The organism is uncultured Mailhella sp. (assembly GCF_963931295.1).
GTDB lineage: Bacteria > Desulfobacterota > Desulfovibrionia > Desulfovibrionales > Desulfovibrionaceae > Mailhella.
In genome coordinates this window covers 1,516,764-1,537,862 of sequence record NZ_OZ007001.1, presented here as the reverse complement: position 1 = coordinate 1,537,862, position 21,099 = coordinate 1,516,764, and the positions used below count along the sequence as shown (strand labels likewise).

The following is a 21,099-nucleotide window of genomic DNA, read 5'->3' as shown; positions in this document are numbered from 1 at the left end:
ACTGGAAAGAAAGGAACATGTCATGGGAGGGGCGATTTCGCCTCTTCCCATGTTTTTTGTATAGAACGGGAACCAAAAGTCAAATTTTCCGAGGCGAACATGACCGAGCATCAGAAGATAAGCGCCATGTCGGCCGGCGACGAGATAGCGTCCGCGTATCTCGTGTCGCTGGCATCTCTTCAGCAGTCCCGCAACGGACCGTACTGGAGGCTTGAACTCAAGGACGCCAGCGGCGCGCTGGAAGCCAAGATATGGAGTCCGCTCAGCCTTTCCCTGCCCTCGCTGACGGCAGGACAGATGGTGAGGGTGGAAGGTCATGTTTCCCTGTACCGGGAGCAGCTTCAGCTCACGGTGGAGGCGCTGCGCGTTCTCAGCGAAGAGGAGTGCGCCGCGCTGCCCATGGAGGACTATCTTGTTTCCAGCAGCAGGCCCGCGGCGGACATGATGGCGGACGTGGAACGCCTCTGCGACGCCGTGCTCACGCACAAGCCCTGGAAGAAGTTCATGCGCTCCGTGCTTTCCGACAAGCGCATTCGTCCGCTGCTCATGAAGGCTCCGGCGGCCAAGTCGGTGCATCACGCCTACATGGGCGGGCTTCTTGAGCACATGCTCTCCGTGGCCGAATTGTGCATGCTCATGGCCGATCACTATCCGGAGCTCGACCGGCAGACGCTGCTTGCCGCGGCGCTTCTGCACGACATAGGCAAGATCGACGAAATGAGCGGCGTTCTGGTGACCGAATACACCGACGAGGGGCGTCTTCTCGGGCACATCGTGCAGGGCATTGTCATGCTTGAGCCGTATCTGCGCAAGTCGGGGCTTGAGCCGGAACTTGTCATGCACTTCAAGCATCTTATTGCAAGCCATCACGGCGAGCCCGAGTTCGGCGCGGCGCGCGAGCCGTCCACGCCCGAGGCGTTCGTGCTGCACTACGCCGACAACATCGACGCCAAGCTTGCGCAGTGCCGCGGCATTCTTCCGGCCCCCGGCGAAGGGGAAGGCATGGCGTGGAGCCCTTATCAGTCGCTTCTCGGGCGCAGCGTCTGCCGTCCCGTGCGCACGCCGTCCTCCGCTGCGGAAACAAAGGCGTCGCGGCAGGAAAAGAAGGAACCCCGCCAGGAGGAAAGACAGTGTTCGTTACTTTAGAGGGCATAGAGGGCGCAGGAAAGAGCACGCTCATGAACCTGCTCGTGCAGGAGCTGGAAAAGCGAGGTCTGCCGTTCGTGCGCACGCGCGAGCCCGGCGGATGCGGACTCGGCGCCAGACTGCGTCCGCTGCTGCTCGACGTGTCGAGTTCGCTGGACAGCCGGGCCGAACTCTTTCTCTTTCTTGCCGACCGCGCGCAGCACGTGGCCGAGATCATCCGCCCGGCGCTGGAGCGCGGCGAATGGGTGCTGTGCGACCGCTATGCCGATTCCACCATTGCCTATCAGGGCTACGGCCGCGGCATGGACGCGGACAGGCTTCAGGAACTCAACGATCACGCCACGGGCGGCCTCTGGCCGGAGCGCACGCTGCTGCTCGATCTGCCCGTGGAAGAAGGCTTGAAACGAGCGCGGGCCCGCAACGGCCGCGAAGGACTCAGCACCAGCGAAGGCCGCTTTGAAGCGGAGGAGCTGGCGTTTCATCAGCGCATCCGGCAAGGCTTTCTCGCCCGCGCCGTCCGCTGGCCCGAGCGCTTCTGCGTGCTCGACGCGCGCCGGAGCCCGGAAGAACTTCTGAAGGCGGCCGTTGCAGCACTGAATCTCGACTGATCCGCCGCCGGAAAGCGTCTTCGCCTTCACACGCGTTCAGAACACGGAAAGCCTGCGCCGTCCATGCGACCGCGCAGGCTTTCCGTGTGTTGTCGGCCCGGCAGACAAGCGCCGCCCTGTCGGGCCGGGTGCAAAAGTTCCGTCACTCGGGCAATCGCTGCAATGTTCAGCTCCTGGCGGCGAGCTTGGCGTCGTAGGCGGCCAGGGAGCCTTCGCCGAGCATGCGCCACAGGTCGTCGTAGCGCTCTTCGGCAAGGTTGCGTCCTTCCTTCACGGCACGGTCCACTTCGTCGGCGTACAGCTGCAGCGTGCGGTCGGAGAGGGTTTCCAGTTCGCAGCGGCAGTAGGCGCGGAAGGCCTGTTCGCCGTTCGTCTTGATGGCGTGCGGATAGTGCGCCGAAGCCTCGCGCAGGAATGCGCATTCGGCGTCGGCAATCTTGTCCAGAAGCGGATTGTGGGAAAGCGGAGGCAGACGGTTGTCCAGGCGGGCGTATTTTTCAATCATGAAGTTTCTGCCCTCGGCGGCAGCATTCTTCAGATCGTCCAGGTAGGACTCCAGCGTGGCCGTATCGTGCGTGCAGTGATTCATGCGGCGCATCATGCGGAAGGACTGCGGTCTGGTCTGGCATTCGCTGGTGCCGCCTTCGTTGGGCGTGGCGAGAAACATGGCCAGCTCCCGTTCCACGATTTCCTTGATGAGCTCTTCCTTTTTTTCTGCTTCGGTATTCATGAGACATCTCCTCAGTCATTTTCCCGGGCCAGCGCGCTTCTGCATACTTCCAGATTGCGGCGGTAGCCCTCAATATCGTTGCCGCCCGTGTGCCCGCAGCGGGCATAGCAGGCAATGGCCTGTTCCAGCATGTCGGCGGCCTCGCGCCACCTGCCCGCCGAGGCGAGCGCCGTGCCGAGGTTGCCCATGGAAAAGGCGGTTTCCGGGTGATCGCTCAGCACCCTGCGGCGTATGTCGAGCGCCGCGCGGTGAAGCGCAATGCCTTCGTCCGGCCGCCCCGTTTCCTCACAGATGCGGCCGAGATTGTTCAGACAGGTGGACACTTCCAGACTTTCCGGCCCTTTCTGCTTTTCCCAGAGGGCTCTGGCTTCAAGGCAGAGGGCTTCGGCTTCGGCAAAGTTTCTGCTTTCGTATTCGCCGAAGGAGAGGGCGAACAGCGAAGGCGCCAGGCGCGGATCGTCCGGCCCGAGGCTCTGGCGCAGAAGCGCCAGGGCGGTTCTGCCGACGTTCACGCTTCCGGATGCGTCGCGGCAGGCGAGCTTCATGCGGGCAAGGGCCGTCAGCGCCAGGGCCCTTGCAGCTCCGGGAGCGTGTTCCAGCAGACGGCAGGCCTGCTCGGTTTCGTGTGCCGCCTCATCGGCCCTGCCCTGATGAAACAGAACAACGCCCAGCGTGTAGCGGAGATTCCCTTCGTCTTCCGGCGAAAGATCGGGGTATTGTTTCAGAAGAGTGCGCAGCGCCTCTTCGGCCTGCGCGTCCGGGAGTGTTCTGGCCGCATTGAGCGCGGAACGAAAGTCTTCCATCAGTCCTCCATGACGTTGCGGGCGCGCAGTTCGGGATCCTTGACGCCGCGCTGCACGAGAGGCCCGGCCTGCCACAGCCAGTTGCCCTGAATGTCGCACAGCGCCTGACGGCGAAGTTCCGCAGCCACGAGATCGCACAGCTTTTCGACGGCTTCCGAGGCTTCGGCTCCGAGGCTTTGGGAATCCCAGGGCGTGCGCGCCAGAATTTTGACCGTGGACGCCGTCTGCTGACCGAGCACGGGCAGGGTTTCGGCCAGGCGTCCGGCCCACTTGTAGAAGGGCATGTAGCGGCGGTTGAGCAGAAAGGCCATGGACAGCGCGGCCTCGGCAAAGCGCGCGGCGGCAAGCATGGCGGCCATGGAATTGCCGCGCTGGAGGCTGCGGGGCATATTGTACTGACCGGCCTGCGCCATTATCATGCAGCGGGCGGCTATTTTCTTGCGGCGCACGTCGTCGGGATAGTACTTGAGCAGAGCCTCGCGCACGGCTGAAAATTCTCCGCCTTCGTCCAGGAATACGTCGCCGTTGGTGCAGGAACAGAGGTGATATTCGGGAACGGCCATCCATGCGCGCCAGGTCTCAGGCGCGCGATCCATGCCCAGAAAGCGGCGGTAGAAGCCCTTGAGCGGCAGCGGCCCGGTTCTGCCCATGCGCCTCTCTCTGGCCATGCGCGTGGGAAAGCCCTGGAATGAGGCGGGGAGCGACGCTATGGCGCTCTCCACGCGAGTGAGTTCCGCGCGGAGCAGATCGTCCGGCACCCACAGGCAGAAGGCGGGGCCCCAGTCGTGATCGCGGGAAATGTCGTCGTCCAGGCCGAGGCATTCCGAGCCTTCGCCGACAAGGCCGGCGGCGGAGCGCGTCATGATGTCGGGAATGCGTTCCCTGAGCAGGGGCAGTGAGGCTTCAAAGAAAAGTCGGGAAAGAGCGAGTCCGTTGAATGGCATGAAAAACCTCGAAGGCAGAAGGTTGAACGGGCAGGAAGGCGTCAGAGACCGGGAGGACAGCATTCGCCGGGCAGAGCGGCGAGATCGCGCAGCGTGACGCTGTCGGCGTAGCGTTCGATGCAGTCGCCAAGGCCGCTCCAGAAGCGCAGCGAGGCGCATCTTTTCTGAAAGTTGCAGGCTTCGGCTTCCGGATCGAGGCAGTCCACGGGCGCGAGGCTGCCTTCCACGGCGCGCAGAATGTCGCCCGCCGTGCAGTTTTCGGGCGGCATGGCCAGCCGGTATCCGCCCTGACTGCCGCGTTCGCTCTTGACCAGTCCGGCCCGGCTCAGGGGCGCAATGACCTGTTCAAGATATTTGAGACTGATGTGCTGCGACTGCGCGATGGACTTGAGCGGCGTGTTGTCGTTGTGCGGACGCCGGGCAAGTTCTATCATCACACGGAGGGCATAGCGGCTCTTGGTAAAGAATTTCATGGCTTCACTCCTGCAGTCTTGCCTCTTTTAGCATGGAGCCGTCCGCATGACCATAGCCGGGCCGGGGTGTGCCCGGTAAAATGTGCGGTACAAACTCGTTTTCTTTGGCTCGACGCGCAGACGCCGCAGTCGGAGAATTTTCTGCACCGGCGTCTGCGCGTTGAGGCATGGCGTACGTTCCTTGTTGCGTTGCCGCCGGAAGGCACGCCATGCCGTTCTGTTACGAGGTGTTCTTCATGTACGTTCTGGCCCGGTAGCGGAAGCTGGAGCGGGCCATGCCGCAGCGCCTCGCCGCTTCGGACGTGTTGATTTCACCGTTTTTCCACTGGGCGAACACCCGCGGAAAGCCGGAAGGCAGCGGACTCGGCTCCCGACCGAAGCGCGTGCCGCTGATTTTCGCCGCGGCAATGCCTTCCGCCTGACGGCGGCGTATGTTTTCCCGTTCGTTCTGCGCCACGAACGACAGTACCTGAAGCACAAGATCGGCAATGAAGGTGCCGAGCAGATCCTTGTCCCTGCGGGTGTCGAGCAGAGGCATGTCGAACACGAGAATGTCCACTTTCATTTCCTTGGTGAGCACATGCCACTGCTGCTGGATTTCCTTGTAGTTGCGTCCCAGCCGGTCGATGCTGGTGATGCATATCTGATCGCCGGGCTTCAGGCGTCGGAGCATGGCGAGGTACTGCGGTCGCTGAAAGTCCTTGCCCGACACCTTGTCGATGAAGATGTGCTTTTTGGGAATATCCCGTTTCTGCATGGCCAGGTACTGGCGGCTTTCGTTCTGATCCGTGCTGGATACGCGGATGTATCCGTATGTTTTTCCCATAGGGGTGGAACTCCTGAGATAGAGGTGCGTTGTTTCACGGGAGCCTGTGTTGTTTCAACGTCGGCCGTGAATTCGGGGCCGTCATGCTCGTCGGACGTGAAAGTTGCGGAGAACGTTCGTCGGCATCGCTCGAGCGGACCGTCCGGTGGACGGAAAACGACGCACGGAGGACGAGGGGGCCTGGGAATGGAATGTTGCGGCAGATGGGCTTTGTTTGCACCGTGCATGGAATACCTCCTGACGTTTCGGCAAGGATGCCGGTTTTGAAGAGGGAGAAGCCGCCGCTTCTCAGCCGGGAAGCAGAGCTTAACGTTATCCCATGGGAATAAACCAGTTTTTTTTGTTTGTGGAATTGTCAGTTGTTAAAAGTGCAAGGAAGGGACGGAACAGAGAAAGACCTTTCGGCAATACGGGAGTGCTGCCTTGCCCGCAAGAAAAAAGGATATTCCGCATACGCCGCCGTCAGAGGTGGAGTAATTGATGTTGTTAATGATTGCCCTTCGGAAGACGAGGCACAAGCGGGGGCTGCCGGAAGCGACATGGGAAGTCGGGCAGATGCATGCATCGGAATCGACCGTGGGAGGAGCGCGGGGCTGGAAATGTCGGTCGTGACGCAGTTTGAGACATTATGACATGCTGCTCTTGCAGGAAAACTTCTGTGATGCCGCTGGCTCGGATATTAATAGAAGTGCATTTTGAGGAGATCCGGGCTTTGAAAATGCCTCTTTTATGCTTCGGAAATGCTGCTGTACATGGCAGAGAGCGGTCATTGGATTGACCTGTCGAGAAGAACAAGAGTCCGTTGCTCTTGAAAGAAATGTTTTTACAAAATATTCAGGGAGGATGGAAAATTAAGAGATGAATGACGGCGTTGTGTTTCCTCGGCCTGCTGGTTGCGACGCCTGCGTGTGCCGGAACTCTCGAAGCGCTGGACGGCATGCTGGATTCTGCGGAAAAAATACTCGGTGCGGCGGACGGGACGCAATCTTCCGCGTCTTCGGGCATAAATTATACGGAACCACAGGGCCTTACGACTACGGTCAATGGCGATGATTACTATCTGACCATAGATAAGGACAGAGTTCATACGGTATTATGTCGGTGACGGAGAGGGTGCCCTGCTCTTCAAGATTACCAAAAGGACGCCGACTTCGTTTTCTGCCACCTGCGTGGCCGACGTCTCGGAGGGCGCGTGGAATGATTCCCATCCCAAGGGCACGAGACGGGAACGTTGTCGGGAGATACCCTTACCGTTGTTTTCAGCAGTCCCGACGTCAACGTCAGCGGCAGCGGAAAAACGCGCATGACGGTGAAGCGCGTGAACGAGGATGTTTCCGAATTCATACGGAGCAGGAAGTCCATGTTCACGAGACCGCTGAAATAGCCGCCCGACGGCTGAGGTCGTGAACGACGGTATAAAAAACTCCCGATGCACAGCGCTTTCACGCCGAACATCGGGAGTTTTTCTGATCCAATATCATATTGGATTTTATTGACTTTTTGGTGGAGGCGGGGAGAGTCGAACTCCCGTCCGAGAAAGGTCCGCGCAAGGCCTCTACAGGTTTAGTCTGCGTACAGAGTTTTCGCCTCGGGATTTGCCCGCAGACGGGCGTCCGTCAGTTATCCCGCCGTGACTCCTCGCGTGCGCCCCGGAAGGAACAGACGCACGCCAGCCCGATAAGCTTGGCGCTTCGGCGACGTATCGGACGTCGGCCGCTTCAGCGTGACGGTCTTTGCGCCGTCAGGATGCCCGGCTGCTTACGCAGCGTAGGCGTATTCGTAATCGTTGTTGGCAATTACTTTGTTGCCGCTTTTTACGAGGCCAGCGGCGCCTCGACCTGCAACCATGGCTTCCAGCATCCCCGTCGAAACCAATGCGCCCCCTTGCGGATGGTGCCTTTGCTGACGCGGGTCAGAAAGACCACGTTTCCGTCGCTCTCGCAGGCGGAACAAGCATTAAATACGCATAAAATCTGTATTCGTAAAGGGGCGCTGCGGCAGATTTCCGCGCTCGGCACAAGGAAAAGCGACCGCCGCGGGCAGCTTCGGATTAAAATTGTTCCTGGAATGGCGGCAAACAACAAAAGTGTTTCAACCAATTGTTGCGTAAAAAATTATAACTGTTTGAAAATAATGATCATTACGTTTGGCATGCTTCTTGCTTCTTGATTATCAACAAGCAAAGGAGACTGTCATGAACAGAAGAGAATTCATCCGTTGTGCAGGCATAGGGGCTTCGGGCATGCTTCTGGCCTCTGCGTTCGATACCACCATGAACGTGCGCCGGGCCTCGGCAGCAGCGTCTTCTCCCAAGGCCGATTACTATGTTCCCGCCGACATCAAGAATCTGATCAAGGGCGGCCTCTCTCCCGACAAAAAGCCTGTGCTTTCCGTGGATTCCGGAGCCGTGGTCGATATTGAGACCGTGAGCATGCTGGGCATCGCGGGCACGTTTGCCGACTATGTGAAGAGGTATTCCCTGTCGACGGACGATCCCATTATTTATCGCATTCTGGCTTCCGAAGGTTTGAAGAGATCATGCAGTCCCGGCAATCATGTTCTGACGGGCCCCATCCGCATCAACGGCGCCAAGCCCGGCGACGTGCTGGAAGTGCGCATTCTCGACACCTTCCTGACCACGGATTTCGGCAACGTCGTGGCTCGTCCCGGAGCCGGCGGCGTTCCGTATGAGGTGAAGGAAACCACCTCCTTCCGCATTGAGTACGACAAGGCCAAAAAGGTGGGCAAGTACAAGAACCTCAATATTCCGCTCAATCCCTTCTTCGGCGTCATGGGCGTTTCCCCCACCGCTCTGGCGGCTTCCGCGCCGCCTTCCGTGTTCGGCGGCAACATGGACATCAAGGCCCTGACCAAGGGGACGTCGGTATATCTTCCCGTGCAGGTGGACGGCGCTTTGTACTACACGGGCGACGCCCATGCCGCGCAGGGCGACGGCGAGGTGAGCGTTACGGCCATTGAAACTTCCATGACCGGCAGAGTGCAGTTCATTCTGCACAAGAACTGGAAGCTCAGCATGCCCATAGGCGAAACGCCCACCCATTATCTGGTCATGGGCCTCAATGAAGAACTGCTTCGGGCTTCCCGTCAGGCCATCATGGAAGCGGCGCACTTCATTGCGGAAAAGAACGGCATGAGCTTCAACGAAGCGCTGGTGCTGTGCAGCATGGGCGTGGACTTCAAGGTGGCCCAGGTGGTCAACGGTGTGAAGGGCATTTATGGAGCCATTCCCAAGTCGCTGATCGGTGCCGGCAAGCTCGGCAAATTCTGGAATGAGGACGGCGCAGTGAGCTATCTTGCGTAGCGTGCGGGCGCAGGAGACAGGCGTCCCGGAAAGTGCGCATGAAGCGCTCATCGCCGGGACGCCTGCCCTGATACGCTGCGCCGCAGGGCATCGGAGCAAAAGCTCCGCGTCGAAATAGCAATATATTGGTTTTTTTTCATAATTCAGGCAAAAGCCAGGGGTTTTCCCTTGCTTTTGCCTTTTTCTCGGGATATCATTGTCAACAATCGACAAAGCATAGATCATATTAAAATTATTTAATTTTTATAGCTAAATTTTGAAGCTCGCCCTGGGAGGGAACTCATAACAAGGAGTAATTGGCATGGAGGAAAAGAAACTCGACATGTATGGCGGGCTCCTCGGCGGACTGGTGCCGCTGCTGGTGCTGGTGGCCGGTCTTGTCTGGCTGTCCGTGGCCGAGCGCGGCGGCACCAAGCCGTTCTGGGCCTGCGCCTGGCTTGCACTCTGCGTGGGCCTGTTCTTTGCCAGAAACAAAGAGGAGTACTGCAAGGCCGCCATGCGCGGCATCAGCGACAAGACGGGCATCGTCATTGTGACGGCGTGGCTGTTTGCAGGCGTGTTCGGCAAGCTCATGGCTGCCGGCGGTCTGGTCAACGGTCTGCTCTGGATGGGCATGACTACGGGCGCGCAGGGCTCCATCTTCACGCTGCTGGTGTTCTTTGCGGCCATGCTCTTCGCGCTCGGCACGGGCACGAGCACCGGCACCTGCATTGCGCTGGCTCCCGTGCTTTATCCGGCGGGGTATTTTCTCGGCTCCGATCCGGCCATGCTGGGCCTGGCCATTCTTTCCGGCGCGGCCTTCGGCGACAACCTGGCTCCCATTTCCGACACCACCATCGTTTCCGCCTATACGCAGGGCGCGAGAATGAAGGACGTGGTGCGCAGCCGCTTCCCGCTGTCCATTACCGCCGCGGCCGTGAGCGCCGTGATCTTCCTGATCTTCGGCGGAGGCGGTCAGGTGAGCTCGCTGCCTGAAATTCACGCCAATCTGAATCCTTCCGGCATATTCATGCTGGTGGCGCTGGCCGTGGTGGTCGTTTCCGCCCTGGCGGGACGCCACATCATCGAATCGCTTATTTACGGCAACGTGACGGCGGCCGTCATCGGCGTGCTCATCGGCAACATTCCTCTCGGCGCCATCTTCAGCGTTCCGGCCAAGAGCGGCGCGTCCACCGGCCTCATTCAGGACGGCGTGGACAGCGTGGTCGGCGCCATCATTTTCGCCATTCTGATTCTGGCGGTCACGCAGATCCTCGTGGAAAGCGGCATCATGCGCCGCATCCTCGACTTCGCCCACAGCACGCTGGTTTCCTCCGTGCGTCAGGCGGAACTGTTCATTGTCGGCGTCACGGTGCTGGCATCCATTCCGATTTCCGCCAACGCCCCGGCCGAACTGCTTGTCGGTCCCACGCTGGTGCGTCCCATCGGCGAAAAGTTCAAGCTCGCGGCCGCCCGTCGCGCCAACCTCATGGACTGCGCCGTGTGCAGCTTATTCTTCACGCTGCCCTGGCACATCGCCGTGGCGGCCTGGTACGGCGCGCTCTACAGTGCGGCCGAAGGCTACGGCATTCCCGCGCCCGGCATCAGCGCCGCGCTTTACAACCCGTATTCCTGGGCTCTGCTCCTCGTGCTGATCTTCTCCGCCGTCACCGGCTGGAACCGCAAGTACGACATGGGCGAACAAAGCGAGGCCGCGTAGCGTTCGGCACGCAGGGCGGAGTCTTTGGACTCCGCCTTAAAAAGCGACCATCCGGCGCATTTGCCGCCGGTGGAAAACATTACTCCGTAACCTCCTGCACGGAGTACCCTGGCACCCCGAAAGTTTTCTTTCGGGGTGTTTTTTCTGAAGCGCGGGGGAAAGGAGCGGAACACGTCCGCGCTGTGCGCAGGCCGTCATTGGGCGTTGATGGGCGCGGAGAGTGGACGCCTGCGGATGACGCGCCGCGTCGTCCGTGCGCAGGGCTTTGCAGAGATCGGGGCGGAGGAGAGTGCGGCTGCGAGAAGCCGCGTCGCCGGCTGAGGCGCTGCGCTGATCCGGCGGAAGGGAGGATTGTCGGAAGGTCTCCTTCGGGCAGGCGAAGGCGGAACGAAGAGGATGCGAAGAGGCCGGAGGCTAGTCGAAGTCGGCCAGCAGCGGAGCCAGACTGAAGGAGCCGAGGCGGATGGCGCTGATGTCGCGGCGCATGCGGGCCATGGCCTCGTAGAGATGGGGAGATCCGAGGCCGTTGTGGATGGAGCTGTAGGCCTCGATGAAAGCGGCCAGATTGTCGCAGGCCTTGATGAGCTGGCCGTCCTTGGGATCGAAGCGGTCGTCGTTGCAGCGGGCCTGGAGATCGGCGAAACCGTCCGCCTTCTGAATGCCCTGATCGGTGCGGAAGGTGTCGTGGAATTCCGACTTGGTGGTCAGGCCGAGGTAGTAGTCGAGGCGTTCCCGGATGTGTCCGTAGCCTTCCTGTTCCAGCGGATCGAGAATCTTGCTGTGCAGTTCCTCGTCTTCGTACTGATGGATGATTTCCGGCAGCTGGGCCACGGAGCGCTTGACCGGCGTGATGATGTCGCGGGTGAGCAGTTCGGCGAGATCGTGGAACAGGCCGCAGTAGAAATCGTTGATGCGGCGCTGGGGGCAGCCGTCGAGGTAGAGGCTGAACAGATAGGAATACACGGCCACGATGAACATGTGCCCCAGCACCGAGGTGGCGGGCACGCGCGGCGTCTGGGCCCAGCGGATCTGGAAGCGGAGCTGCCCGCAGAGATTGGCCATGCGGGCGAGCGCGGTGCCCGAACCGGCGAGCAGTTCGTTGACGCCGTCCACGTCCTTGAGCGCGAGCAGGCGCTTGTTGAACGACGGGCCTATTTCCTTGATTTCCTCGTCGAAGCCGTTCAGCGGTTCGATGAGGCAGAATTCCCAGCGGGAGGCGTACATGTGGGCTGCGCTGAGGATGCGGTCGCTCAGGGCGTTGCTCTCTTCCGCCGGGCGGGAATGATAGGCCGTGAGGCGCTGCCAGAAGTCTTCGTCCAGCGGGCGGATGCGGGGTTCGAGTTCTTTGAGCGTCCAGGCGGTGAGCTCGCGGTAGTGTTCGCTGTTGGCCTTGATGCGGTAGAACACCGGCGGCTTGATGTCGGTGATGATGAGCCTGTAGAAATAGTCGAAAATGCCGCCTTCAATGATGTCGATGCCGATGCGGCGCTGCTCTTCGTCGCTCATGCCGGCGGTGTTCTGCTGCCAGAGAAGAAAGGCTGCGATCATCTTGTGCGCCTGCTTGTCCAGCTCGAAAAGTTCCACGGGACGCAGCTTGTCGTTCCACCGCCGCATGCTGGCTCCCGAGAAAATGAACTGGAGAAGGCTTTTTCTGATGCTCCGCATGGCCATTCCTCACTTGCTTAAACTTTCATTTTATGGCAGATACCTTGTTTCAAACGTTCTGGCAAGGGAACGGCGGTCTGGTAGCCGCTCCCAAGGCGCGTTTCGCCGGCTCCCCGTTGCGGGCGGAATGGCTCCGGTTTCCCTTGAAAAAGGAACAGTGTAACGAGGAATGTGCTTCCGGCTTCTGGCGGGAAGCCTTTTTGTGACTACGCCTCTTCAACGGCACACTCATGCGGTTCCGCTCTGCGCGGGACAGGAGATATTTTCATGAAAACTTTCAGCCCGACCCCGGCCGACATCGACCGTCAGTGGTATCTGGTTGACGCCGAAGATCAGATCCTTGGCCGTCTCGCCGCTCAGATCGCTCATCGTCTGCGCGGCAAGCACAAGCCTGAATTCGCTCCTCACATGGACAACGGCGATTTCATCGTTGTGATCAACTGCGAAAAGATTCGCGTGACCGGCACCAAGATGCACGACAAGCTCTACTACAGCCACTCCGGCTGGGTTGGCGGCCTCAAGGAAATCAGCCTCGAAAAGCTGCTTGCCTCCAAGCCTGAAGAAGTGCTCCGCAAGGCCGTTCGCGGCATGCTGCCCAAGAACCGTCTTGGCCGCGCCATGCTGAAGAAACTGAAGATTTACGCCGGCGCCGAACATCCTCACGCCGCTCAGGCCCCCAAGCCGCTGACTTTTGAGAAGTAGGAGTCCAGCCATGTCCAGCACTTTTGATTACGGCACCGGCCGCCGCAAGACCGCTATTGCCCGTACCCGTCTTTATCCCGGTTCCGGCCAGATTGAAATCAACGGCCGTCCCATGGATCAGTATTTCCCCCGCAAGACCCTGCAGATGATCGTCCGTCAGCCTCTTGCCCTCACCAAGCTCGCCGAACAGTACGACATCAAGGTCAACGTGTGCGGCGGCGGCATTTCCGGTCAGGCCGAAGCCGTGCGCCTCGGCATTTCCCGTGCTCTGCTCCAGGCCGATCCCGCCCTGCGCGGCACCCTGAAGCATGCCGGCCTGCTGACCCGCGATGCCCGTAAGAAGGAACGTAAGAAGTACGGTCTTGCTGCTGCCCGCGCCCGTTACCAGTACTCCAAGCGTTAATCTTCCGATTCTCGCCATGTGGGAGCCCGTCGTTTTTCGGCGGGCTCTTTTTTTTGCTCCTCGCCTGCCGGAAAAGGGCGCCCGGCGAAGTCTCCCCCGGCAAAAGTCGATGCGGGGATGGGCAAATGTTCCGACAGACTTGAAGACAGGGCGCGCCGCGCATGCTCTTTTCACGGCGCGCAGGCCCGAAGTGCGAAAAATGCCGCACATGCGTCAGAATTATTCCGGGAACGCCGTATGATGGAAGAAGTTCCATCAGGAGGTTTGTCATGGTGTTCTCGCCCAGAATGGTCATGCTGCTGCTTGTGGTCTGCTACGCGCTGTGGGGCGGCGGCATGATCGCCATGAAGTACGCGTTCGAGTCCTTCACGGTTCTGCATGTGGTTTATGCCCGAGTGGCCTTTGCCGCGCTGTTCTATCTTGCGCTTTTTCCCAAGTGGCGGCACATGCCCTATGAAAAGGGCGACTGGAAATATCTGCTGCTCCTGGTCATGTTCGAGCCGTGCCTGTTTTTCTTGTGCGAGACGTTTTCCATGAAGTACACCACGGCCTCGCAGGGCGGCGTCATCGCGGCGTGCTTTCCGCTATGCACGGCGGTGGCGGCGTGGCTCTTCCTGAAGGAAAAGCTTACGAAGCGCACCGTGCTCGCCATTGTTCTGGCCGTGATCGGCGTGGCCGGCTCCTCGTACTTTGCCGAAGGCGACGCCAAGGCCTCCAATCCTCTGCTCGGCAACCTGCTCATGTTCGGCGCCGTGCTTTCCTCCACCGGTTACGCGGTGTGCGCGCGCTTCATCGCCCGCCGTTATTCCTTCCTCAGCATTTCCGCCATTCAGGCCATCGGCGGCGCCATTGCATTCTCGCCGTTTCTGCTCACCTCGTCGCTGCCGCAGAACGTCACGCTGCCCGCGCTCGGCGGTCTGCTGTACATGGGCATCGGCGTGGGAATCCTGGCCTATATGCTGCTCAATCTTTCGCTCAAGCATCTGGAAGCGGGCATCGTGTCGCTGTTCGGCAATCTCATTCCCATGTTCACCCTGATTTTCGCCTACGTTCTTCTCGGCGAAAGACTCAACGTTCCGCAGGTGCTCTGCGTGGCCCTTGCGCTTTCCGGCGTGGTCATTTCCTCCACGGAAAAGAAGAGCTGACCTTTTGTTTCGGGCGTAATCCTCCGGCTTTCCTCGGCCTTTTTCGGACGGCGCGCATTCGCATTTGCAATCCTGGCGCGCGCGGCGTATAGCCAAGGTGAAAAACAGCGCGATATTGCGCTGCAAAAACAGGCTTTCGCCCGGAACATCATTATGACGGAACCTTCGTCCGAGCAGAAAAACACATCGTCTCTGCCTTCCATTCCTGAAAACGGCTGCATCACGCTCATAGGCATGGCCGGAGCGGGCAAAACCACGGTGGGCCGCCTTGTGGCGCGTTCGCTTGACTGGGCCTTCGTGGACTGCGACCACGTCATCGAAGCGGCGTTCGCCGCGTCTCTCCAGACCGTGGCCGACGCCATGAGCAAGGAAGACTTCATCAACGTCGAAGCCGAAATCGTGGGACGTCTGCGGCTGTGCCGCACGGTCATCGCCACGGGGGGCAGCGTGGTGTATCGCGCCTCCACCATGGAACACCTGGCCTCCCTGGGGCCCGTGATCTATCTTGAAGCGCCCATGAACGTGGTTCTTGAGCGCATCGCCCGCAATCCCGATCGCGGGCTGGCCATCGCTCCAGGGCAGACCGTGGAAGATCTCTTTCTTGAGCGCGAAGCTCTGTATCGCCGTTATGCCTCCTTTGTGGTGAGCTCGGCCGGGGTTTCTCCCGCAGAGAGCGCGCGCCGCGCTCTGGAAATGATTGCGCGCTGGTACGCTTAAATCATTCTTGACGCCGTGACGCCCTCAAGGGTACTCTTACCCGTTGTCTGTGCCGCTTGTTTCGGCACGTTGATTATGCTAATTTTTCCTTTTAAGGAGTCTGACTATGCTTCGTCGCACTGTTATTGCGCTGGTTGTGGCCTTTTTCTGCTCCGCCGTTGTGCTGCCTTCCCAGGCTGAAGCCGCCGGCAAGATAGGCGTGGCCAATCCTTTGCGCCTTTCCGCTCAGAGCGATCCCGGCAAGGAAGCTGAAAAGCAGCTGACCTCCATGTTTGGCAAGGAACGTCAGCAGCTTGAAAAGCAGAATGAAGACCTCAGCAAGCAGGCCGAAGATCTGCGCAAGCAGGCCGCCGCGCTTTCTGAAAAGGCCCGCAACGAACGCGCCCAGAAGATTCAGAAGCTGGCCCAGGAACTGGAAACCAAAGGCACCGCCTACACCCAGCGCCTTTCCCGCGTGCAGCAGGCCATCAATTCCCAGATGAATGAAGTGATGCGCACCGCCTGCGAAAACTACGCCAAGAAGAACGGCTACGACATGATCGTGGACGCTTCCGTGGTCATGTTCTACGTTCAGGCCAACGACGTGACGAGCGGCCTGATCGAGGAAGTCAACAAGGTCTGGAAGTCCAAGGGCGGCAAGTTCAATCTCAGCTCCGTGAAGTAACAAAGGAGCCATGAATGCCCAATCCTTCGTTCAAGCTTTCCGAAATTGCAGAAAAGCTCGGTGTGAGACTGGCTCTCAAGGAGCCTGACGACGACATCGTCATTACCGGGATCAACACGCTGGAAGAAGCCGGCCCTACGGAGCTGAGCTTTCTGGCCAACCCCAAGTATGTTTCACAGCTGGCCACCACAAAAGCCGGGGCCGTCATCGTGCGGCCCGAACATGAGAGCGACGTCGCCCGCGCGCTTGTGACGGATAATCCCTATCCCATGTTTGCGCAGGCGCTGACGCTGTTCGTCAAGCCGCAGGGCAGCTTCACGGGCGTGAGCCATATGGCCTGCATTCATCCGGAGGCCGAGCTTGGCGAGGATTGCACCGTCTATCCGTTCTGTTACATCGGCCCCCGCACCAAAATCGGCAAAGGATGCGTGCTCTTTCCCGGCTGCTACATCGGAGAGGATTGCGAGCTGGGTGAGGGATGCATTCTGTATCCCCGTGCGGTGCTCATGGCCGGAACCAAACTCGGCAGGGCGTGCGTGCTGCAGCCCGGCGTCGTGATAGGCGGCGAGGGCTTCGGCTTCGTGCGCACTGCGGAAGGAATCCGCAAGGTGCCGCAGATAGGTCATGTGGAACTCGGCGATCATGTGGAAGTGGGCGCCAACACCACCATCGACCGCGCTGCGCTCAGCGCCACGCTCATCGACAACGGCACCTGCATCGACAATCTGGTCATGGTGGGCCACAACGTGCATATCGGCAAGGATTGCCTCATCGTTTCGCAGGTGGGCATTTCGGGCTCCACGCACGTGGGCGACAACGTGACCATGGCCGGGCAGGCCGGCATTTCCGGACATCTGCACATCGGCAGCAATTCAACCATCGGGCCGCAGGCCGGCGTTGCCAAGAACATTTCCGAAGGGCAGGTCGTCGGCGGCTCCCCCACCATGGACTATAATACCTACCTGCGCAACGCAACGCTCATGCCCAAGCTTCCTGAGCTGTTCAAGCGCGTGGCCAGGCTCGAAAAGGAAATGGGCCACAAGCCCATGGCCAGCGACAAGACGGACCGCTCCCTGGTGGCCATGTGGAATCGCTGGATGTCCATGATGCATCATCGTTGATCCGGCCCCGGCGGCGGGGCTGGCCCTGCCGCCGGTTGTCGTTTCCGCGCCTCTTCGTTCGTATCTCGCGAAGAAAACGTCGGAAGCGGCAACGCCGTCACTATAAACCGTTAAAAGGCAACAACACCATGAGCGAGTCCATTTCCCTCGGCATCAAGGAGATCCTGAGCATCCTGCCCCATCGCTATCCCTTCCTTCTGGTGGATCGCGTGGACGAGCTGGTGCCCGGCGATCACATTCGCGCGTATAAGAACCTTACCTTCAACGAACCGTTCTTCCAGGGACATTTCCCCGGCGTTCCGGTTATGCCCGGCGTGCTCATCATCGAGGCCATGGCGCAGACGGGGGTTCTCCTCGTGGCGCACAGCTTCCCTGAGTTCAAGGAGCATCCCGATCAGATTTATCTGTTCACCGGCATCGAGAAGGCGCGTTTTCGTTCGCCCGTCCGCCCCGGCGACAAGCTGGTCATGGAATGCACCAACCTGACGCACAGAATGCAGCTCTGGAAAATGGATACCAAGGCGTATGTGGACGGCAACATCGTTGCCGAAGCCAGACTTACCGCATCCGTTCTTCCCAGGGAGTCGTTCTGATATGGCAGCCCCTCAGATCCATCCGACCGCGTTTGTCGCACCTACGGCTCAGATAGGCGAAGACGTCGTCATCGGCCCGTGCGCCGTCATTGAAGACGACGTCGTCATAGGCGCGCGCACCCGCATCGACGCCTTTGCCTCCATCAAGCGCTATACCACCATGGGAGAAGACAACCACGTCTATTCCTACGCCGCCGTGGGCGGAGAACCCCAGGATCTGAAATTCCACGGCGAAAAGAGTCAGCTTGTCATCGGCAACAGGAACAACATCCGCGAGTTCACCACGCTCCACCGCGGCACGGAATCGGGCGGCGGCATTACCCGCGTGGGCGACAACAATCTGCTCATGGCCTACGTTCATGTGGCGCACGACTGCACGGTGATGAACAACGTGGTCATGTCCAACAACGCCACCCTCGCCGGACACTGCTTCGTGGACGACAACGCCATCATCGGCGGCCTGTCTGCGGTGCATCAGTTCGTGCGCGTGGGCACGCACGCCTTCGTGGGCGGCATGTCCGGCCTCGCGCAGGATCTTCCTCCGTGGATGCTGGCCGTGGGCAACCGGGCCACGGTGCAGTCGCCCAACATCGTGGGCCTGCGCCGCGCCAAGGCGTCCATGGAGCTGCTTTCCGCGTTCAAGCAGGCCTACCGCATGACGTGGTATTCCGGCATTCCCCGTCCGGACGCGCTCATGCAGCTGGAGGCCGAATACGGGCATCTGCCGGAGATCATGGGCTTCATTCACTTCGTGCGGGAAAGCAAGCGGGGCATTCTGCCCGGCGACGAGCGCAAGAAGATCATGGATCTTGCCTGAGCCAGGACAACGTTCCGCCTCTGCTGCGGAACGCCGATGTGTTTTCAAAAAAGGTCGTCTTTGCAGACGGCCTTTTTTTGTGCGTCCGGCAGAGAAGAGCAGTTCTCGGTACGGGGGGCGGCATGAGGGGCAGCCTTGGCCTTGAGGGCGCGGCATGAACGGGGACGGCGCTGGCCCGGAACGGGGGCGGAAGATTGCGGCGTGTGCGTCCCCGGGCGTTCTCGAAAGGCGAGCGGCGGGTTTTCCCTGAAGGCGGAAGGAAGAATGGCGCGGCGGGCGCTGGAGGCGCAGAAATCATGTTCGGGCGAGATGTCCGGGCGTGTGGAAGCGGAGCCCGTCGCCTTGTGCCGTGTGTGCGGGGCTGCTGAGACGGCGTTGTGGCGGCTTTGCAGTGACCGGTTGTCGGAGGGCGCGTGTGCCCCGGATGTTCGGGCGTTTGCCGGAGCTTTGCAGCGGTCGTGCTCCGTTTTTGAGCTTTTCGTGGATGTCTGACCGGCGGAAATCGGGAAGGGGGAAGCCGGAAAGGTTCGGCATGGCGCGCTTGAGCGCCTGCTTGCTCAACACGCGGCGCAGTGTCACAATGGGCAGGACTCGCGCCGGAGTTTTTCCGCGCGGCAAGGAGAACAGGGTGAATAATTTTGTGTTCAATACCCCTACCAGGGTGGTTTTCGGCAGAGGCGCGGAAAAGGAAGTCGGCGGACTGGTGCGTGAATACGGCGGCAGCCGCGTGCTGATTCACTTCGGCGGCGGCAGCGCGGAGCGTTCCGGGCTTCTGGGGCGCATTCGCGATTCTTTGAAGGAGGCGGGCGTCAGCTGGGTGGAGCTCGGCGGAGTGGTGCCGAATCCGCGTCTTTCCAAGATTCATGAGGGCATTGCGCTCGGCCGCCGCGAGGGCGTGGATTTCATTCTGGCCGTGGGCGGCGGCAGCGTCATTGATTCGGCCAAGGCCATAGGCTACGGCCTGGCCAACGAAGGCGAGGTGTGGGACTTCTTTGACAAGAAGCGCAAGGCCACCGCCTGCGCTCCCATCGGCGCGGTGCTGACCATCGCCGCCGCGGGCAGCGAAATGAGTTCTTCCTGCGTGGTGACCCGCGAGGAGGGCTGGATAAAGAGGGGCTATTCCAGCGAATATTCCCGTCCGCGCTTTGCCGTGATGAATCCCGAGCTTACGCTCACGCTTTCGCCCTGGCAGACGGCCTCGGGCTGCGTGGACATTCTCATGCATACCATGGAGCGGTATTTTCACCGCAGCGGCGGCATGGAGATTACCGACGGCATTGCCGAAGCGCTGCTCAAGACGGTGATGAAGAATGCGCTCATTCTCCGGGACGATCCCTCGAACTACGACGCGCGCGCCGAGGTCATGTGGGCGGGCAGTCTGTCGCACAACGGCCTGACGGGCTGCGGAACGGACGGCGGCGACTGGGCGTCCCACAAGATAGAGCATGAAGTGAGCGGCCTGTTCGACGTGTCTCACGGGGCGGGACTGGCGGCTGTGTGGGGAAGCTGGGCCCGGTATGCGTATCCTGCGGACGCGGCGCGCTTTGCCCGTTTTGCGCATATGGTCATGGGGGTGAGCGGCGCCGGAACCCATGAGGAAATGGCGGAAAAGGGCATTGCAGCCATGGAGAATTTTTTCCGGGCCATTCACATGCCCACGTCGCTTTCGGAGCTCGGCGTGCATCCCACGGAAGAACAGATCCGAGACATGGCTGAAAAATGCCATCGCGGCATAGGCGGCCCGGTGGGCGTGATTCGTCCGCTGGGTGTGGACGATCTGATAAATATCTATCATATGGCCATGTAGAAGGCCGGAAGGCGCGTCCGTGCGGCAAGTTCCGCCGAAGTCTCGTGTGCGGAGGCGGCTCATCCGTCGTGTTTGTGCGGCGCTGGCGGGCGCAATGGTTGAGACTTGAGCGCGGCCGGGGACGGCCGGCGTTGAAAAAACGGGGGAAGAGGCTTTTGCCTCTTCCCCCGTTTGCAGTTGTGTGCGGATGCCTAGCGGCGCGCGAGTTCGCGTTCCATGTCGCGGGACTCGGCGCGGCGTTTGAGCTCTTCGCGCTGATCGTGCAGCTTGCGGCCCCGGGCGAGGGCAATTTCCATTTTGACCTTGCCCTGCTTGAAGTAGATTTTTGTGGGAACCACGGTGAGACCCTTCTGCTCGATGCGAGTGGTGAGCAGATGAATTTCGCGGTGATGAAGCAGGAGCTTTTTGTCGCGGTCGGGATCCTGCAGCACGTAGCCGCCGCGATCGTAGGGAGCAATGCGCATGCCCACGACAAAGGCTTCGCCCTCGCGGCACTCGACGAAACTGTCGCCGAAGCTGACCTGCCCGGCCCGGATGCTTTTTACCTCCGGCCCGGTAAGAACGATGCCCGCTTCAAAAAATTCAAGAAATTCGTAGTACTGACGGGCTTTGCGGTTGTCGATGCGCGGCGTGTCGGCCATGGGGATGCTCCTGAAGGGAAGATCGGAAAACGGCGGCCTCAAGAAAAAGGAAGAGCTGGGAGGGAGGCGGGTTTTTCCAAGGATTTCACAGGGGGAAGTACCATACAAGCCTTTTTCCTGCAAGATGGACGAAAAACGCCGCCCGGAGGCCGTGCGGAGAAGAGCGGCCTTCGGGCGGCGCGGCGGACGAATTGTCGAGAAAGAGATCGTCCGGCATGCCGCAGCTCAGGCGATGGGGAAGACGCGGGAGAGTGTCCGGATCGCCTGAGATGG

25 protein-coding genes and 1 other RNA gene are annotated in these 21,099 nt (G+C 60.3%); 17 read left to right on the top strand and 9 right to left on the bottom strand.

Annotated elements, in window-relative coordinates:
* Positions 1-99: 99 nt before the first annotated feature.
* The gene (locus ABGT79_RS06345; RefSeq protein WP_346665490.1) at positions 100-1,146 is read left to right on the top strand and encodes an HD domain-containing protein; all 1,047 of its coding nucleotides are present in this window, start codon (positions 100-102) and stop codon (positions 1,144-1,146) included.
* The gene (gene tmk / locus ABGT79_RS06340) at positions 1,131-1,754 is read left to right on the top strand and encodes a dTMP kinase (protein WP_346665489.1); all 624 of its coding nucleotides are present in this window, start codon (positions 1,131-1,133) and stop codon (positions 1,752-1,754) included. Before ABGT79_RS06345 ends, tmk begins: the two co-directional genes overlap by 16 nt.
* A 166-nt stretch (positions 1,755-1,920) precedes the next feature.
* On the opposite strand, the gene ABGT79_RS06335 is transcribed toward tmk, so the two are convergent.
* The 5 genes from ABGT79_RS06335 to ABGT79_RS06315 form a co-directional block, all read right to left on the bottom strand.
* Positions 1,921-2,484 (bottom strand): DUF4125 family protein, encoded by a 564-nt coding sequence (locus ABGT79_RS06335; RefSeq protein ID WP_346665488.1) that lies wholly within the window; start codon positions 2,482-2,484, stop codon positions 1,921-1,923.
* A gap of 11 nt (positions 2,485-2,495) precedes the next feature.
* Positions 2,496-3,287 (bottom strand): tetratricopeptide repeat protein, encoded by a 792-nt coding sequence (locus tag ABGT79_RS06330; RefSeq protein ID WP_346665487.1) that lies wholly within the window; start codon positions 3,285-3,287, stop codon positions 2,496-2,498.
* Positions 3,287-4,231 carry a DUF4037 domain-containing protein gene (locus ABGT79_RS06325; protein WP_346665486.1) on the bottom strand — a complete coding sequence of 315 codons (945 nt, stop codon included), beginning with the start codon at positions 4,229-4,231 and terminating at the stop codon, positions 3,287-3,289. Before ABGT79_RS06325 ends, ABGT79_RS06330 begins: the two co-directional genes overlap by 1 nt.
* Before the next feature lie 41 nt (positions 4,232-4,272).
* Entirely contained in the window at positions 4,273-4,704 is a 432-nt protein-coding gene (locus ABGT79_RS06320) for an Rrf2 family transcriptional regulator (protein WP_294484199.1), read from the bottom strand.
* Between the two features lie 220 nt (positions 4,705-4,924).
* Positions 4,925-5,530, bottom strand: a complete 606-nt coding sequence (locus ABGT79_RS06315; protein WP_294484196.1) for a recombinase family protein — start codon at positions 5,528-5,530, stop codon at positions 4,925-4,927.
* A 1,231-nt stretch (positions 5,531-6,761) separates the two neighbouring features.
* On the opposite strand from ABGT79_RS06315, the gene ABGT79_RS06310 reads away from it, so the two are divergent.
* On the top strand, positions 6,762-6,914 hold the full coding sequence (locus tag ABGT79_RS06310) for a hypothetical protein (protein WP_346665485.1): 153 nt from the start codon (positions 6,762-6,764) through the stop codon (positions 6,912-6,914).
* A 117-nt stretch (positions 6,915-7,031) separates the two neighbouring features.
* Here the strand turns inward: ABGT79_RS06310 and ssrA are convergent.
* Positions 7,032-7,414: a transfer-messenger RNA gene (gene ssrA, locus ABGT79_RS06305) on the bottom strand.
* A 6-nt stretch (positions 7,415-7,420) separates the two neighbouring features.
* On the opposite strand from ssrA, the gene ABGT79_RS06300 reads away from it, so the two are divergent.
* From ABGT79_RS06300 to ABGT79_RS06290, 3 genes are all read left to right on the top strand, one after another.
* The gene (locus ABGT79_RS06300) at positions 7,421-7,699 is read left to right on the top strand and encodes a hypothetical protein (protein WP_346665484.1); all 279 of its coding nucleotides are present in this window, start codon (positions 7,421-7,423) and stop codon (positions 7,697-7,699) included.
* 25 nt (positions 7,700-7,724) lie between these two features.
* Positions 7,725-8,852 (top strand): acetamidase/formamidase family protein, encoded by a 1,128-nt coding sequence (locus tag ABGT79_RS06295; RefSeq protein WP_346665483.1) that lies wholly within the window; start codon positions 7,725-7,727, stop codon positions 8,850-8,852.
* 301 nt (positions 8,853-9,153) lie between these two features.
* Entirely contained in the window at positions 9,154-10,551 is a 1,398-nt protein-coding gene (locus tag ABGT79_RS06290; protein WP_346665482.1) for a Na+/H+ antiporter NhaC family protein, read from the top strand.
* 414 nt (positions 10,552-10,965) lie between these two features.
* On the opposite strand, the gene ABGT79_RS06285 is transcribed toward ABGT79_RS06290, so the two are convergent.
* Positions 10,966-12,216 carry an HD domain-containing protein gene (locus ABGT79_RS06285; RefSeq protein ID WP_346665481.1) on the bottom strand — a complete coding sequence of 417 codons (1,251 nt, stop codon included), beginning with the start codon at positions 12,214-12,216 and terminating at the stop codon, positions 10,966-10,968.
* A gap of 32 nt (positions 12,217-12,248) precedes the next feature.
* On the opposite strand from ABGT79_RS06285, the gene ABGT79_RS06280 reads away from it, so the two are divergent.
* The 9 genes from ABGT79_RS06280 (at position 12,249) to lpxA (ending at position 18,378) form a co-directional block, all read left to right on the top strand.
* Positions 12,249-12,422, top strand: coding sequence for a hypothetical protein (locus ABGT79_RS06280; protein ID WP_346665480.1), 174 nt, complete (start codon positions 12,249-12,251; stop codon positions 12,420-12,422).
* A 61-nt stretch (positions 12,423-12,483) separates the two neighbouring features.
* A complete protein-coding gene (gene rplM / locus ABGT79_RS06275; protein WP_294484185.1) occupies positions 12,484-12,918 on the top strand; it encodes a 50S ribosomal protein L13 in 435 nt (144 codons plus the stop codon).
* Positions 12,919-12,928: 10 nt separating this feature from the next.
* On the top strand, positions 12,929-13,321 hold the full coding sequence (gene rpsI / locus ABGT79_RS06270) for a 30S ribosomal protein S9 (RefSeq protein WP_294484183.1): 393 nt from the start codon (positions 12,929-12,931) through the stop codon (positions 13,319-13,321).
* A 269-nt stretch (positions 13,322-13,590) separates the two neighbouring features.
* Positions 13,591-14,466: a DMT family transporter gene (locus ABGT79_RS06265; RefSeq protein ID WP_346665479.1), complete on the top strand. Its 876-nt coding sequence runs from the start codon at positions 13,591-13,593 to the stop codon at positions 14,464-14,466.
* 153 nt (positions 14,467-14,619) lie between these two features.
* Complete coding sequence (thrB, locus tag ABGT79_RS06260) at positions 14,620-15,183, top strand: homoserine kinase (protein ID WP_346665478.1); 564 nt, start codon at positions 14,620-14,622, stop codon at positions 15,181-15,183.
* Between the two features lie 106 nt (positions 15,184-15,289).
* Entirely contained in the window at positions 15,290-15,847 is a 558-nt protein-coding gene (locus ABGT79_RS06255) for an OmpH family outer membrane protein (RefSeq protein ID WP_346665477.1), read from the top strand.
* A gap of 14 nt (positions 15,848-15,861) precedes the next feature.
* Positions 15,862-16,968, top strand: a complete 1,107-nt coding sequence (lpxD, locus tag ABGT79_RS06250) for a UDP-3-O-(3-hydroxymyristoyl)glucosamine N-acyltransferase (protein WP_346665476.1) — start codon at positions 15,862-15,864, stop codon at positions 16,966-16,968.
* Positions 16,969-17,096: 128 nt separating this feature from the next.
* Positions 17,097-17,561, top strand: a complete 465-nt coding sequence (gene fabZ, locus ABGT79_RS06245; RefSeq protein ID WP_294484177.1) for a 3-hydroxyacyl-ACP dehydratase FabZ — start codon at positions 17,097-17,099, stop codon at positions 17,559-17,561.
* A gap of 1 nt (position 17,562) precedes the next feature.
* Complete coding sequence (gene lpxA / locus ABGT79_RS06240; protein WP_346665475.1) at positions 17,563-18,378, top strand: acyl-ACP--UDP-N-acetylglucosamine O-acyltransferase; 816 nt, start codon at positions 17,563-17,565, stop codon at positions 18,376-18,378.
* Positions 18,379-18,672: 294 nt separating this feature from the next.
* Here the strand turns inward: lpxA and ABGT79_RS06235 are convergent, their stop codons facing one another.
* Positions 18,673-19,026: a hypothetical protein gene (locus tag ABGT79_RS06235; RefSeq protein ID WP_346665474.1), complete on the bottom strand. Its 354-nt coding sequence runs from the start codon at positions 19,024-19,026 to the stop codon at positions 18,673-18,675.
* On the opposite strand from ABGT79_RS06235, the gene ABGT79_RS06230 reads away from it, so the two are divergent.
* Entirely contained in the window at positions 19,007-20,185 is a 1,179-nt protein-coding gene (locus ABGT79_RS06230) for an iron-containing alcohol dehydrogenase (RefSeq protein ID WP_346665473.1), read from the top strand. The genes ABGT79_RS06235 and ABGT79_RS06230 overlap by 20 nt on opposite strands.
* A 191-nt stretch (positions 20,186-20,376) precedes the next feature.
* Here the strand turns inward: ABGT79_RS06230 and smpB are convergent, their stop codons facing one another.
* Positions 20,377-20,826: an SsrA-binding protein SmpB gene (gene smpB / locus ABGT79_RS06225; protein WP_346665472.1), complete on the bottom strand. Its 450-nt coding sequence runs from the start codon at positions 20,824-20,826 to the stop codon at positions 20,377-20,379.
* On the opposite strand from smpB, the gene ABGT79_RS06220 reads away from it, so the two are divergent.
* Positions 20,807-21,094 (top strand): hypothetical protein, encoded by a 288-nt coding sequence (locus ABGT79_RS06220; protein WP_346665471.1) that lies wholly within the window; start codon positions 20,807-20,809, stop codon positions 21,092-21,094. The two genes, smpB and ABGT79_RS06220, sit on opposite strands and share 20 nt — an antisense overlap.
* Positions 21,095-21,099: the final 5 nt, after the last annotated feature.